The following is a 14,369-nucleotide window of genomic DNA, read 5'->3' as shown; positions in this document are numbered from 1 at the left end:
CCTGACGGCTCATATTGTCGGTTTTTTTGCTTAAAAGAAAACGGCGCAAAAAAAATCGTCCAACATGCTCCGCAGCTTATGCGGGCGTTAGTGTGAAAAATGAATATTGAACTAGTGCCAGCGTTAGAGATTGATATTGATTTCGCTTTTGAAGTAAAACGTCAAGCAATGGGAGAGCATATTAAGTCTAAATGGGGCTGGGATGAAGCCTTTCAGAGAAGTGTTCACGAGCAACGATACATTGAAAAGCCTTGGTTTATAGTGTATTACAATGGTGAACCTATTGGTACGGTATCAGTACATCACTTAGAAAACTATGTAAGATTTGGTGAGTTTTATTTGATGACTAAATATCGTAATAAAGGTATTGGCTCATATATATTGAAGAATTTCTTATCTGAATGTGACAAAAATACACGAGTTGTTGTTCTAGAGTATTTAAAATGGAACCCTGTTGGTGCACTGTATAAAAGAAACGGTTTTGAAGTGACTTCAGAGAGTGATATTCACTATTTTATGGAGCGCAAGCCAAAATCACACTAACAATCACAGGCAGTCGACGCGAAAAAGACCGCGCAACTGCTGCAAGCGTTATAACTTAAGGTATTGGTAGCTATGTCATCAGATAAACTGAAAACCAATAAACTTGATATTGGACTAGCCGTTTCTAGGTCAGTAGTTGGAGCAATTCCTGTTGCAGGCACTGTATTGAATGAGCTTCTATCAATGACTATACCCAATCAAAGGCTTGACAGAGTAACAGACTTTATTCGTCAGCTTGAACAAAGGATTGAGAATTCCGAGCTGGAAACCTTAAAAAATAATCAGTACTTTATAGATTTACTAGAAGATTCAATACAGCAATCAATTAAATCTCTTACCAATAAACGTAATGAATATTTAGTGACATTTCTTTCACTAAATAAAGACATTGATCAAAGCGACTTCAGTGTTAAGAAAAAACTTTTGAACACATTGGAAGCACTCACTGACAAGGATATTGAGATATTGATGTCATTTCGAGACATTGGATACCATGGGACACGAAATGATAATTATATAAGGCAGGAAACAATCGGTACTGTAAGGAACTATACAGATAGAGAGCGCTATAAATATGAATTAGGCCAGGCGACCTGGAGTGCTCATATAAATGCTTTAGAAAGTTACAAGCTGATTTTTCCCGTTCATAAATTACAGCCAGAAGATGACCCTGATATCATTCAGGATTATATAGACCCAGAGACCGGACTAGCTGAAATTGACCAGTATAAAATCTCGGAGTTAGGGAAAGTTTTACTGATAGCTATTGGTCTTTAAATTATAACAAGGCGCGGTTGTACAGGCCCGAACCCCCCTCGTAAACTCGGGCTGGCCTCGGACTCGCAAGCTCGCCGCAACGCTTGGCGTTAACTGCACGATGAAAATAACCACCGATTTTGACAAACTAGGATTTCATGACGCATCAATTGAAAAAATTGAGCGTCAATTGGGATCTATCATCTTAGAGATCAATGGTGCCTTTATTAGCAAAGAGCACCCGAACTCTGAAGGTTATGATTGGAATATTGAAGAAGCAACACTAAAGATTCTCGGCGTAACTAAAGAACGAGCTACGTTTTGGGATTATGACAAGGCTGCAAAGGAACATCCTGAGCCAGATTTCCCGCTAGATGAAATCATGCATGCCCATTTCGTAGAGGGTGTGTTTTCATTTGATGGGTTTAAACAAACCGTACCGTGGTACGAGTGGTTTATAACTGCAAATTCATTTGTTTTGGAAGTTAAAAATGCGTCCAAGATCAGCAGTTAACAAAGTAATCAACCGGACTCCGCATTGCGTGGTTCGCTTCGCTCACTTTACCACGCAATGCTCCGCTCGGTTATTACGGCGTTATGTATCAGGGTGAGCTATGGAAGAACATATAAAAATCTTGGAACTCATCAGAGATAATGGGTTTATTCGGCACCTTGACGATTCATATGGCGTAGATCTTTCATGTGCAAAAGAGTTGTATGACCAAAACTTATTTGATGCGGTTGTTTCAAAGCACTTGAGCGGAAATATTGGATTCAACGATGTCAGAATAAACATGCTAGGGCGTGAATGGCTTAATGCTAAGAGTGGTAAAAACACAATAGCTCTAAAGGAAGATGTCATTGAATTGAAACCAAATTTTATGGGTTTAGGGGTTAACCTTAATGCATTGTGCCGGCGGTTATTTAGGAAAGATACATAACAAACGCATCAAATCTGACGGTTCAAGTTGTCCGATTTTTTTGCTTAAAAGAGAATGACTCAAAAAAGCGTCCAGCATGCTCCGCAGCTTATACGGGCGTTATGTGCACGTCGAAATTTGGTTGAATTTCATTATTAAGGAATAAAAATGACAAAAATAATTACTTTATATAATCATAAAGGTGGCGTATCTAAAACAACTACATGTTTTAATCTTGCTAAGTTGCTTTCGACAAATGGCAAAAGAGTGCTTGCTGTTGATGCTGATCCACAGTGTAACTTAACTGAGTTAATGCTTTCTCCACAGATAGCTCGATTAGATGAACTTGAGCTTGAGACTCATCAAGAAAACGATATTCAAGGGACTAGTTTGTTAGAGCTGTTAAAACCTAGAATAGAAGGTGAGGTAGCGGAAATTCCTTTAGAATCGGTAGAAACAATATCGATTGACGAAAATCTAATGTTATTGAAAGGGGATGTGAATTTGAGTTCTATTGAAGACTCTTTAGCTGAATCTCATATACAACGATTTTCAAACAAAACTCATGAAAAAAGAACGTATGTTGCCATAGCTGATTTATTAAGAAGATATGGTGATGAAAATAATATTGATTATATCTTGATTGATGTAGGGCCTAGTTCTGGAGCGCTAACTCGGGCATGTTTCCTATCGTGTGACGCTTACTTTGTACCTACTTGTCCTGACCGATTTAATGTACAAGCTATTGGTACTTTATCGACTATCATTGGTAAATGGATAAAAGACCATCAGCAAATAAGAAGCGATTTTGAAGAAATAGGGCTACCAATACAACACGGGCTGCCAAAATTTTTAGGTGTTATTTTACAAAGCTTTAAAATCAGGGGCGGACAGCCTAAGCCTACATATCGAATGTGGATGGAAAGAATTCCAAGAAAAATTGAACAATCACTATATCCAATTATTTCAAAATTTAATCATGGGGACTATGACCTTACATTAGGGTTAACTGGTGAGGAAATTGTTGTATCAAAAATTAGAGACTTTGAAGGTCTTGCTCCAATAATGCAGGAACATGGCAAAGCTATGTTTGCCTTGAGTCAGGATGATACTAGAGTTATGGATGCTAATAATAGGGCGTGGACAGGTGCTGCTTGGACGGGAGCACAAGAGCGTATGGCAGATTATAAGGAATGTATTGCAGAGTTAGAAACGCGTCTTATGGAATTGGATTAATGAGCTTAAGTTTAAAAACACACATTGTCGCATTTATCGACTTATTAGGTTTTAGTTCAATGGTTTCACATGATTGTGAAAAACCAGATGGTGAGCAAAAGTATATTTCAAAACTTTTTGATATCCATACGAAAACAAAAGAAATATCGGCCAGTCTACCTGGCATGTCCTTGACTCAGTTTTCTGATTCTGTAGTTCTTTCGGTTCCATATAGTGCCGATAATTTCAGCTCAATATGTAAGATTATTTCTGATTTTCAATATGATTTACTTTGTTCTGGTATTCTTTGTCGTGGCGGTATTTCTTACGGTAAGCATTTTTCTACAGAAGATTTTTTATTTAGTCATGGGTTAATCGATGCATATAACATCGAATCAAAATTAGCTCTAAACCCTAGAGTAGTTATATCCAAAGCACTTATTGAATTGGTATTTGGGAGTACTGGAAATGTAAATAGCGAATTAATCCTAGAGGAAAATGATGGGCTATTCTTTCTTGGTTATTTAAATGGGGAATCAGCAGCTGGCAATCTAGTAGTGCTAGAAAATGTTTTGCCTGAAAAACTGAGTGAACACCCTTCAATTCGTGCCAAACAGATTTGGCTAATTGACTATTTCAACAATAAATATCCAGAAAATAAAATTAGAGAATCTCACCGATTTAGCTTATGTCGCGCATAACAATGCGTTTAAGGGCGGACACAATAAGCTTGGCTTGTACTCCTTCGTCGCCAATTATAGCCAAGCTTTTTGTGCCGCTTAACGCGGCGTTATGTCTTAGGAGTAGTCATCGATAATGGGTAGTAATGACAGAAACAAACCATGCTGGTGTGGTTCGGGGAAAAAGTATAAAAAATGTCACTTAATCCGAGAGGAACAGGATTCACTAACGCGCAGAGAGCTAGAAGATTACGCCAAGAACCAAAAGTCAAAGAAGGTTTGCAGTGTTAATAACTTGTACCCAGATGACTGTTCAAAAAAAATAATTAATGCACATACCATCTCTAAAAGCGGATCTCTGAAAGAGATATCTGAAAATGGCCACGTAATGGGTGCAAAGCCGAGTTTGTCTGGTTTAATTAAAAGTAATGGAAAGCTAGAACTAGAATAGAGTTGGCATAAAGAAAGCTTCTACATTTACGGGTTTTTGTTCCGTTCATGACAAAGAAATTTTCTCACCTATTGAAGATGAAGCTATAACCCTAGATGACAAACAGCTATTTTTGTTGGCGTATAGAGGGATGTGTCGTGAGCTCTATCACAAGGAGCAAAATAAAGGTACTGCTGAGCTCATGCGTGAGGCCGACCGAGGCCAAGATGAAATGATGCAGCAGCATATTCAAGGACAAGCAAATGCATTCGGAATGGGAGTGGATCTTGCGTTGCGAGACCTGAGGTATCTTAAGTCTGAGATGGACACCATTCTTACTGAATCTGACTATTCTAAAATTAAACATTGTGTTTTTGAGCTAAGCGAAACCCCTAAAATCTTAGTTAGCGCAATGGTAGTTCCTGAGATGGATTTCCATGGTAACGCTCTTCAAAAACTAGGCCTCCAAGACGAGGTATATAGCTACATATTTTTCAACTGTATAAGCTACGAAGGGAAAGGGTGTTTTGTTTTTTCCTGGCTTACTGATCATGATGGGTATTGCAGCAAGTTTATAGATTCTCTTTTGGCATTAAGTGATGACCAAGTGTCTGATGCAATTGTAAGATTTTGTTACTCTTTTAGTGAAAATACTTGGGCCTTACCTTCGTGGTGGGACTCATTATCTAAACCAGCAAAAGAATCAATTGGCGACAGGCTAATGCAGGGCACTCCTATGGCGATTCATCCAATAGATTGTCTGAAGGATGATAATCATAGATTTAACGCAATGAGGATATCCAAACGTGAGCTTCGGGTTCATGAAAAGACATAACAAAAACAGTCAATGCGACGCAAAAAAGCAGCGCGCTTGCTGTTGGCGTTATGTTTACATCAGGAGTCTATCGCTTTGACATTAGAGCCAAGCATTAAAAGTGAGGTTGTATATCGGGATTTATCTCGGTTATACACAGAGTTGAACAATATAAGAAGAGACCGAGTCGCTTTTCGAGCATCCTTTGAGTTGTACGTGCTCAAAAGTCAGCAGTTAACTGAAACTATGCGAAGCGAGTTTAGTGCCATGACTGGGTTAAAGTGGGAAGCGTCTAAGTTTCAGGGTTGGAACGTATATACAGCCGCATTGAAGAAGCTCAGAAACGCAGCAGTGCATGGGTATCCTATTGTCCTGTATGATTTAGTTCTTAGTGTTTACCCGAATGTTAACTTTGCACTAGATAGTGATAGTTCAGATTATTCACTAGGCAATAAAAGTAAGTTCAGGATAGTATCAACTCGCTCTTTCACAACAGCCCCTTTCCTTCGAGAATCGCAAAGTATTACCCCCTCATTTTTGAGTGTTAACAAAGAATATATTTCACCTATAAAAGAGTTCTATTCTTATGAAATATGGTTAGATATGATGAATATAAAGAGTCTATATGGCTACGAAATAGCTAGGGTTGATGTGATTAAATTGCTACTTCATTCCTTCCCAGTTTTCAAAAAATACATGTCTTTTTATAAAAGGGAATTAAAAAAAAACCTACTTGATTCATATAAATCAGACTTCTTTGTCAAAGATGAAAATGATAGATGGTTCATCAACAAAAAGTATCAATGAATTGTAACAACAAACTAAGACACCCACTTTAAAGAAATAGCCTAGCTAATTTAGAAAAGAATCGATTTCATAATCGAGTGCATGGTTTATCTGAGTGAATATGAACTGAATTATCGAAAAGGTATATTTCAGCCACAGCAAAGTATCATCCTTGCTGAATAATTTTAATTTCTAAGATTATCTTTTTAGGTGAGTAAATCACCGACGTTTGGCAGTCTTTGGTAGCCGAACTTAGGTAAGGTTTGTTTTATAACTGCTAAAGTGGGTGTCTTAGTTAACTGCTAGTTAACCCAGATTCTGTAATCAGATTTTTTCGTCGATAATAACCATCTTTAAGTGGTGGTCGTATTTTTCATACTCAGCGCGGGTTGTATTCGGCTGAATCTAACATTGAGTAACTCTAATTCTAAAAAATCGTTGCTATTTTACGATATTTTGCGCCAAGTTCGTGCTGCAATTACAGCGCCCAAAGGCTAGAGTTATTCGATGAGGGCCGTTGCTACTTTTTGTACCGCTGTTATAGCCTTCCTTTGTTCAGTAATAGGAAATTATAAAATGAAAAAAACAAACGTGGTTACCTTATTGCTCCTAATGTTAGTGAGTGTCAGTGCTCACAGTGAGGTTGCACAAAGTGCCGATACTCTGCTTATCAATGGGAAAATTTTAACGGTTGATGATGATTTTAGCATTGTTCAGAGTTTGGCTATCCGCGACGGGCGAATAGTGGCAGTGGGCAGCAACGCCGAGACCAACGCGTTGATTGGCACGCAGACAAAGCTCATTGACCTTAATGGTAAAACGGTTATTCCGGGGCTTATCGATAATCACCTGCATTTTATTCGAGGCGTCTGGAACTTTCAGATGGAAGTTCGGCTCGATGGCATAGAATCACGCACAGAGGCGATGAATAAAATCCGCGATAAGGCAAAGCAATTGGAGCCGGGTAAGTGGATCACGGTTATGGGTGGCTGGAGCTATAATCAGTTTCTCGATAACAGTGATCGGTTTAGCCTACAAGAACTCGACGACATCGCGCCGGATAATCCGCTGTTCTTGATGATTGGCTATTCAGAAGGCTTTGCCAATAGTAAGGCGCTTGAGCTGGCGAATGTGGAGAGCAGCGGTCAGGCTCGAGTGCAAGGGCGCGACAATGTTGGTGAGTTTATTAATCTCGTTAGCTGGCGAAACAAGAGCTCTGATGAGAGCGCAATCCGTACATACATGGAAGAGCTGAATCGAGTTGGCTTGACGACCGTTTATGATGTGGGCCGACCTTCTGAAGGTGAACTCGCGCCACTTGAAGCCTTTGCTAAAAGCGGTGATATGCCGTTGCGGGTTTTCCACACATTGCGTTACAACGCTCGTGATGCTGAGTCCACAGCGAGTGCTTTAAAGATGTTTGAATCTGAAAGTACAGTGCCTCGCTCTAACGATGAACAATTTGGCTTGCTGGGTTTAGGCGAGCACATCTATTCACCTGTTACGGATAACCCGCGCAACTCGAGCTATTGGAAGGAAGAAGTCTGGGCGCCGTTCTCGCAGATTTCATTTGCCGCCGCTCGCAATGGTTGGCCCGTTCATGAACATGTAATGAGCCGAGTCATGGCAGTGCAGTTTCTCGATCTGGTGGAAGATATTTCAGCAGAGGTTCCGAACGTTAAAGACCTTCGTTGGACCTTCGCACATGCCAATGGAATGAGAGACGAAGACATCAAACGAGCGGCGGATCTCGGCATTGCCTTCGCTATACACAACCAAGCCCGCATGAGTGTTTTTGCAGTCGACGCCCCTCGAATTGGCAGCATTGCAAAATCTGGCGCGCTGTGGGGTTTAGGCTCTGATGGCGGTATCGTTGCGCCGTACCAACCGTTCATAACACTTGAATGGGTGGTTGCAGGAACCAACGTCGCAGATAAAGAAGGCTGGAGCGAAGACCAACGCGTTAGCCGAGAGCAGGCATTGATAGCACACACACGAAACAACGCCGAGCTACTTTTTATGGAACAACACATCGGCTCGCTTGAGGTCGGTAAACTCGCCGACTTAGTGGTGTTGGATAAAGACTACCTGACGGTTGAGGAAAATAAAATTTCCGAATTAACCCCCTTACTGACGATGACCGGCGGTAACGTTGTCTACACTCAAGGCGAGATGGATTAAAAATTGTTGGCCCGAAAAAAGACTGCACAACTGTTATAAGCGTTAAGCCTTTTGTGCTCTCCTATTGACAGTGTAACCACTTGGGTTACACTTGTTCTATGATTATTAGCTTTATACACAAAGGACTTGAGCGATTCTATCGGTCAGGGAAAACGTCTGGTATTCAGTCTAACCATGTAAAACGCTTACGTTTGATTCTTACCAACTTAGATCAGGCTGAAACTCCTATGGATATGGATTTACCGGGCCTTCGACTACATGAGCTAAAAGGTAATCGAAACGGTGTTTGGTCAGTATCCGTTAGTGGTAATTGGCGGGTTACTTTTCGGTTTAAAGGCAGGGATGCAGAAATTGTTAATTATGAGGATTATCACTAATGAGTATGCATAATCCGGCGCATCCGGGTGAGATACTAAAAGAGCTGATTATAGAGCCAACGGGTGCGACTATTACCGATGTTTCTGAACATCTGAATATTAGTCGCAAAACCTTATCGAAAGTTCTAAACGGTCATGGCTCAATTACACCGGAAATGGCCTTAAGGTTAGAGCTTGCTTTTAAGAAGCCAACGGCTGACCACTGGTTACGCTTGCAGAATGCTTTTGATCTTTGGCAAGCGCGTCAACATAAAGCCTCTTTGCATGTTCGCCCATATGCCTTTGTAACACAGGCTTAATAAACTGTTGCATAGGGTTAGGTAGTAATCAAATGCAATTAAAAGATTCTAAACCAAGTATTGATGATGTGATGAGAGCTTTACGTGAGTCTTGGTCATTAGAAAGCACAGAAGAACCGGAAAATTGGCAACCCTCGAACCCAAGTCGAGGGCAATGTGGTATTTCTTCTTTGATCATTAATGACTATTTCGGTGGTAAATTAGTTCTCTGGAAGGTCTTTGTCGGTGAAGAACAGATTGGTTTTCATTATTCAAATGAGTTACCCGACGGTACCCAGTTTGATGCTACTGGAGATCAATTTTGGCAAAGCGAAGAACTAAGAGAACCTTCAGTATTTGATCGCCCTGCTAAACGACCAAAAAATGGAGCTGGCCGATATTTGAAATTATCGAGTTTGGTTAGAAGTAAGTTAGAAAGTTACTAGGTAGCGGCTTCCACTTAATACTTATGTCTCTTAATGTGTTTAACAGTGACGGTTTTTCGTTGTCTTATTTTATGTTGAGTAACTCATGATCACTAACAGAATAATAGAAGTCTCTGATTATAGTGAAAGCTGGGAAGCAGATTATCAGAAAGAGTCGAGCGATATTGCTAAAGCGCTAAATCAAACGAATGTTGTAGCCATTCACCATATTGGCAGCACATCGGTTATTGGTTTGGCGGCAAAACCTATTATCGATATTCTCATTGAAGTTCATAGTTTGGCCGTGCTCGATAGCGATTCAGAAAATATGACCGAGCTTGGTTATCTTGTTAAAGGCGAGTTCGGAATAAAGGGTCGAAGATATTTTCAAAAGGGTGGTGTACAACGTAGCCATCAAGTTCATGCGTTTGTTAAAGGCTCTGAAGAAGTAAAGAGGCACATTGCTTTTAGAGACTATTTACGAGAGTTTAAAACCATTGTGAATGAATACGGCAGCATAAAAAAACAAGCAGCTCTAGAGTGCAACAACGATATTGAGGTTTATATGAGCCTAAAAAATGCATTCATTAAAGAGCATGAAGCCAAAGCTTTATTATGGAAATACTCTTAACGAACTTTTGTTGGTAATTTAATTAGTTAGACCAACAGGGTTAGCTGTTAACTTTGTTTGAAGCCAATCTTGCCAGTTTAAAATAATCATCCACTTCAAAAAAATTAAATAAAATTATTTTTAGTGTATAAAAAAGCCCCGCCAGTTATTCACTGGCGGGGCTTTTTTATAATTAGAGTCGCTAGAGTTTTACGATAGGACGTCATGAATCGTAGTGTCAGTATCCCATAATTGGCCAAGCTTAAAGTCAACGCTGTCCGGTTCGAACGGTGATATGCCATCACCGGGATACTGGGTTATTTCACCCAGATAAATTCGATCATTAACTGCATACCAATCAATGCGCGAATACTCAAATGGTTTTGCTAGCTTAATCGAAAGCTCTATCATTTCTTTGAGCCTTTTAGGAGCGTCAGTTACTTGGCTACTTCCATAGCGTTGCATTGAGAATGGCAATACATTCCAGTCAGTATCGTAGTGTGTTCTAGTTCGGTTTTCACCGTGGCGCTCGTAGTCGACCTGAATGAATATGCACTTACCATTCAAAATGTGAAATTTATAGTCTTCAGGAATATCGCCAGTATCAGTTTTTAATAATTCTTCTACTATGATGCGCTTTTTTATTTTTGTATAAGCCCATTGAAACTTAGATAACCCATAAGGCCTGCTTAACCACTGGTAGCATTTTTTAATGATGTCATCTGCAGTTAGGTTATGGCCTTCTCTTAGAATTAAGTTAGTGCCAGCGGCATGGTTAGCTTTGATTACGCATTCACTAGGTAGATTTTTATAGTCGATTTTCTCTGGTAATACTGCAGAGTCAATCATAGGGACTAGGTACTCTTCCGCTCCTTCACCAAGAGTGTCGATTACATATTCACGTACCTTATATTTATCTGACGCAATTGGCAGTAAGGGATCTCTATTAAATAATTTTTTATGCTGAGTACGTTCATTGAATGACTTAGGGTGACGCAGGTTTGGTGAATACCCAAGTCTTTTATGAGTGCTTTTTTTTAAAGAGGAAAATCCAGATAGTGCTGCGAGTGAGTAATGTATATTCCAAGCTAGGGGTGTTAGAAGGTTAACAATTTTTAGCCGTAAGCGATGAGCTATGTATTTATAGGACGACATGTAAAAGGTTCCAGTATAAAAGTAGCCATGTATTATGTAATTAAAAATGGCAGTTCAGTAGTTGTCGATACTACGAACTGCCATTCTGTTGGCTTATTTAACGTTTCAACTTAACCGCACTTAGAATCGCCGCAGTTTAGACAGGTTAGGCAGCCATCCATAATGATGGCAGCTTTGGTATTACATTTTTTACAAAGCTGAGCATCTGCTGGGAATTCGCTGGCTTCTTCGCTAGCGCTGGCAGATTTTTCAGTTTTAGCTTCGTACTCGGCACGCTTTTGTTCGATGAGTTTTTTCTGGTGTTCGTCCAGCTCTTCGGTCGCGATCATGCCGATCATCTTAAGGTGCTTTTCAACCACGTCGCCAATTTCGGCAACCAGTGATGGCATAAATTTACCACCACGTTTGAAGTAGCCACCTTGCGGGTCAAACACGGCACGCAGTTCGTCGACGATAAAGGTAATGTCGCCGCCTTTACGGAATACCGCAGAGATGAGAAGCGTTAGTGCAACCACCCACTGATAATGTTCCATATTTTTTGAGTTGATGAAAATCTCAAATGGACGGCGTTGTTCGTGCTCGGTGCCTTCGTTTAGCAGAATGTCATTAATGGTGACATACATGGCGTGTTCGGACATCGGCGTTTTAATTTTGTAAGTAGAACCGATCAGCATATCTGGACGCTCAACCGATTCGTGCATTTGAATAATGTCTGCACTGGGTTTTTCCGTTTGGGTTGCTTCTGTATTGGCGGCTTCTGCAAGCGCTTTTTTCTCTTCGGTGATGACTTCAAAACCGACGATTTTCTTTTCAATTTTTTTCATTAGGTTAATCCTTAAAACTTACCGTAGTAGCCTTCTTTTAGGGCGTCGAATAGGTTGGCGGCGGTGTGTGTTTCACCGTCGTATTCAATTTCTTCGTTACCCTTAACTTCTAAGGTGGTTCCATCTTCTAAGTTAAAGCGATAGGTGGTGTTTGCTAAATCTTCTTCTTTAACCAATACGCCTTGGAAGGCTTCTGGATTAAAGCGGAAGGTTGTACAGCCTTTCAAACCTTGCTGATAGGCGTACAGGTAGATGTCTTTGAAATCTTCGAACGGGTAATCCGTTGGTACGTTGGCGGTTTTCGAGATCGAAGAGTCAATCCATTTTTGCGATGCGGCCTGAATGTCGACGTGCTGGTTTGGTGTGACATCGTCTGCGGCAATAAAGTAGTCCGGCAGTTTAGAGGCTTCATCGGTGCTAAACGGCATCGCTTTGTCGTTAATTAATTCACGGTAGGCCAGTAGCTCATAAGAAAATACATCGACTTTCTCTTTGCTCTTTTTGCCTTCGCGAATAATGTTACGGCTGTAATGGTGAGCAAAGCTTGGCTCAATACCGTTACTTGCGTTGTTAGCAATAGAAAGGCTGATGGTGCCTGTCGGTGCAATAGACGAGTGGTGCGTAAAGCGGGCACCAACTTTTGCAAGTTCGTCGACAAGCGCTGGCTCAGCGCCAGCCAGCTGTTGCATGTAACGGCTGTACTTGGCGTGTAGAATTTTGCCGGGCAGTTTGTCACCAACTTGGTAGCCGTCTTTTAATAATTCTGGACGCTGACGAACCATTTCTGGAGTGATCTCGAACGTCTGCTCCATAATTGGTGCAGGGCCTTTTTCTTTGGCTAGGTCTAAGGCGGTTTCCCAACCGGCAACGGCCATTGCTTTGGTGACTTCTTCGGTAAAGGCCACGGAGTTTTTATCGCCATAGCTCATTTGTAGCATGGTGATGGTGCTGCCTAAACCGAGGTAACCCATGCCGTGGCGGCGCTTGCTTTCAATTTCGCGGCGTTGGCCTTCTAGCGGTAAGCCGTTAATTTCAACAACGTTGTCGAGCATACGAGTGAAGATTTTTACAACTTCACGGTATTTGTCCCAATTGAATTTGGCGTGCTCAGTAAAAGGCTGCTCAACAAATTGAGTTAGGTTGATCGAACCTAATAAGCAGCTGCCGTAAGGTGGCAATGGCTGCTCGCCACAAGGGTTGGTGGCGCGGATTTTTTCGCAGAACCAGTTGTTGTTGTACTCGTTAACCTTGTCGATCAGGATGAAGCCTGGCTCTGCAAAGTCGTAAGTCGATGTCATGATCACGTTCCACAGGTTACGCGCTTTAATGACACGGTAAACTCGGCAAGCGACTAAGTCTTCATCGTTGGTTAGGTAGCCGTCTTTAACGTGCCAGTCCTTCCAGATGACTTGGTTTGGGTCGTTAACATCGAGCTGGTCGCGCTTGGCTTCGGACTCTGAAACTGGGAATACTAACGGCCAGTCGCCGTCGTCTTTAACCGCTTCCATAAATTCTGAAGTGATCAATAGCGATAGGTTAAATTGACGTAAGCGGCCGTCTTCACGCTTGGCGCGAATGAAGTCGATAACGTCTGGGTGGCTGATGTCGAAAGTTGCCATTTGCGCGCCACGACGGCCGCCTGCAGAGGAGACGGTAAAGCACATGCGATCGTAAATATCCATGAAGGATAACGGGCCAGAAGTGTAGGCACCGGCACCCGAAACAAAGGCGTTACGTGGTCGCAAGGTAGAAAATTCATAACCGATACCGCAACCGGCTTTTAATGTTAGGCCCGCTTCGTGGACTTTTTCTAGAATGCCGTCCATAGAGTCGTGAATGGTGCCAGAAACCGTACAGTTAATGGTCGATGTTGCAGGCTTGTGTGCAAGCGCACCGGCATTAGAAACGATTCGACCCGCTGGTATCGCGCCGTTTTCTAGTGCCCATAAAAATTTCTTGTTCCATTCGTCTTGTTTTTTCTTATCGGTTTCGACGGAAGATAATGCCTCAGCTACACGAGCAAAGGTGGCTTGCATGTCTTTATCGACAGCAGTGCCGTGACTGTCTTTTAAACGATATTTGGCATCCCAGATGTCGATAGATGCAGCTTGATGATCGATTTTGACGCAATTATCACGTTCCAGTTGAGTATTTCCCGTCATGTTAAGAAGGTCCTTTGGGTCAGCGGTTTTGTACAGGGGTTGTGTTGCAATGCATTTTAGAACACAACCTGTAGTGGTTAAAGTCGATATTTTAACTATATGTAGTTGACATGTGCAGATGCCACTAACCATGCGGGTTGCTTAAAAAATATTTTTTTAGCCAAGTGAGGCGGTTCACATTTTGTCGATTGATAACTGATCAGAGCGCGCAAA

General features: G+C 41.3%; 17 protein-coding genes. 14 read left to right on the top strand and 3 right to left on the bottom strand.

Annotated features, from left to right (window positions below):
- Positions 1 to 99: 99 nt before the first annotated feature.
- The 14 genes from FME95_RS05340 to FME95_RS05275 all read left to right on the top strand — a co-directional run bounded on the left by FME95_RS05340 (position 100) and on the right by FME95_RS05275 (position 10,036).
- The gene (locus tag FME95_RS05340) at positions 100 to 543 is read left to right on the top strand and encodes a GNAT family N-acetyltransferase (protein ID WP_147713373.1); all 444 of its coding nucleotides are present in this window, start codon (positions 100 to 102) and stop codon (positions 541 to 543) included.
- A gap of 72 nt (positions 544 to 615) precedes the next feature.
- Complete coding sequence (locus tag FME95_RS05335) at positions 616 to 1,320, top strand: hypothetical protein (protein WP_147713372.1); 705 nt, start codon at positions 616 to 618, stop codon at positions 1,318 to 1,320.
- Positions 1,321 to 1,420: 100 nt separating this feature from the next.
- Positions 1,421 to 1,813: a hypothetical protein gene (locus FME95_RS05330; RefSeq protein ID WP_147713371.1), complete on the top strand. Its 393-nt coding sequence runs from the start codon at positions 1,421 to 1,423 to the stop codon at positions 1,811 to 1,813.
- A 100-nt stretch (positions 1,814 to 1,913) separates the two neighbouring features.
- Entirely contained in the window at positions 1,914 to 2,240 is a 327-nt protein-coding gene (locus FME95_RS05325) for a hypothetical protein (RefSeq protein WP_147713370.1), read from the top strand.
- A 147-nt stretch (positions 2,241 to 2,387) separates the two neighbouring features.
- Positions 2,388 to 3,455: a ParA family protein gene (locus FME95_RS05320; RefSeq protein WP_147713369.1), complete on the top strand. Its 1,068-nt coding sequence runs from the start codon at positions 2,388 to 2,390 to the stop codon at positions 3,453 to 3,455.
- Positions 3,455 to 4,135 (top strand): hypothetical protein, encoded by a 681-nt coding sequence (locus FME95_RS05315; protein WP_147713368.1) that lies wholly within the window; start codon positions 3,455 to 3,457, stop codon positions 4,133 to 4,135. Before FME95_RS05320 ends, FME95_RS05315 begins: the two co-directional genes overlap by 1 nt.
- 115 nt (positions 4,136 to 4,250) lie before the next feature.
- Positions 4,251 to 4,565, top strand: coding sequence for an SEC-C metal-binding domain-containing protein (locus FME95_RS13815; RefSeq protein ID WP_147713367.1), 315 nt, complete (start codon positions 4,251 to 4,253; stop codon positions 4,563 to 4,565).
- Between the two features lie 181 nt (positions 4,566 to 4,746).
- Positions 4,747 to 5,379, top strand: coding sequence for a hypothetical protein (locus FME95_RS05305; RefSeq protein WP_147713366.1), 633 nt, complete (start codon positions 4,747 to 4,749; stop codon positions 5,377 to 5,379).
- Positions 5,380 to 5,391: 12 nt separating this feature from the next.
- Positions 5,392 to 6,165 (top strand): hypothetical protein, encoded by a 774-nt coding sequence (locus FME95_RS05300; RefSeq protein ID WP_147713365.1) that lies wholly within the window; start codon positions 5,392 to 5,394, stop codon positions 6,163 to 6,165.
- A gap of 555 nt (positions 6,166 to 6,720) precedes the next feature.
- A complete protein-coding gene (locus FME95_RS05295; RefSeq protein ID WP_187265450.1) occupies positions 6,721 to 8,325 on the top strand; it encodes an amidohydrolase in 1,605 nt (534 codons plus the stop codon).
- Between the two features lie 98 nt (positions 8,326 to 8,423).
- Entirely contained in the window at positions 8,424 to 8,702 is a 279-nt protein-coding gene (locus FME95_RS05290; RefSeq protein WP_147713363.1) for a type II toxin-antitoxin system RelE/ParE family toxin, read from the top strand.
- A complete protein-coding gene (locus FME95_RS05285) occupies positions 8,702 to 9,001 on the top strand; it encodes a HigA family addiction module antitoxin (RefSeq protein ID WP_147713362.1) in 300 nt (99 codons plus the stop codon). Before FME95_RS05290 ends, FME95_RS05285 begins: the two co-directional genes overlap by 1 nt.
- Before the next feature lie 32 nt (positions 9,002 to 9,033).
- Complete coding sequence (locus tag FME95_RS05280) at positions 9,034 to 9,426, top strand: YunG family protein (RefSeq protein ID WP_147713361.1); 393 nt, start codon at positions 9,034 to 9,036, stop codon at positions 9,424 to 9,426.
- An 85-nt stretch (positions 9,427 to 9,511) separates the two neighbouring features.
- The gene (locus FME95_RS05275; protein WP_246109323.1) at positions 9,512 to 10,036 is read left to right on the top strand and encodes a GrpB family protein; all 525 of its coding nucleotides are present in this window, start codon (positions 9,512 to 9,514) and stop codon (positions 10,034 to 10,036) included.
- A 189-nt stretch (positions 10,037 to 10,225) separates the two neighbouring features.
- Here FME95_RS05275 and FME95_RS05270 read toward each other — a convergent pair whose 3' ends face one another.
- From FME95_RS05270 to FME95_RS05260, 3 genes are all read right to left on the bottom strand, one after another.
- Positions 10,226 to 11,170 (bottom strand): ATP-grasp fold amidoligase family protein, encoded by a 945-nt coding sequence (locus FME95_RS05270; protein WP_147713360.1) that lies wholly within the window; start codon positions 11,168 to 11,170, stop codon positions 10,226 to 10,228.
- A 110-nt stretch (positions 11,171 to 11,280) separates the two neighbouring features.
- Complete coding sequence (locus FME95_RS05265; protein WP_147713359.1) at positions 11,281 to 11,994, bottom strand: TSCPD domain-containing protein; 714 nt, start codon at positions 11,992 to 11,994, stop codon at positions 11,281 to 11,283.
- An 11-nt stretch (positions 11,995 to 12,005) separates the two neighbouring features.
- Positions 12,006 to 14,156, bottom strand: a complete 2,151-nt coding sequence (locus FME95_RS05260; RefSeq protein ID WP_147713358.1) for an adenosylcobalamin-dependent ribonucleoside-diphosphate reductase — start codon at positions 14,154 to 14,156, stop codon at positions 12,006 to 12,008.
- Between the last annotated feature and the right edge of the window lie 213 nt (positions 14,157 to 14,369).

It is taken from the genome of Reinekea thalattae, from assembly GCF_008041945.1.
Taxonomy (GTDB): Bacteria; Pseudomonadota; Gammaproteobacteria; order Pseudomonadales; family Natronospirillaceae; genus Reinekea; species Reinekea thalattae.
This window is presented reverse-complemented; position numbering and strand designations above follow the sequence as displayed.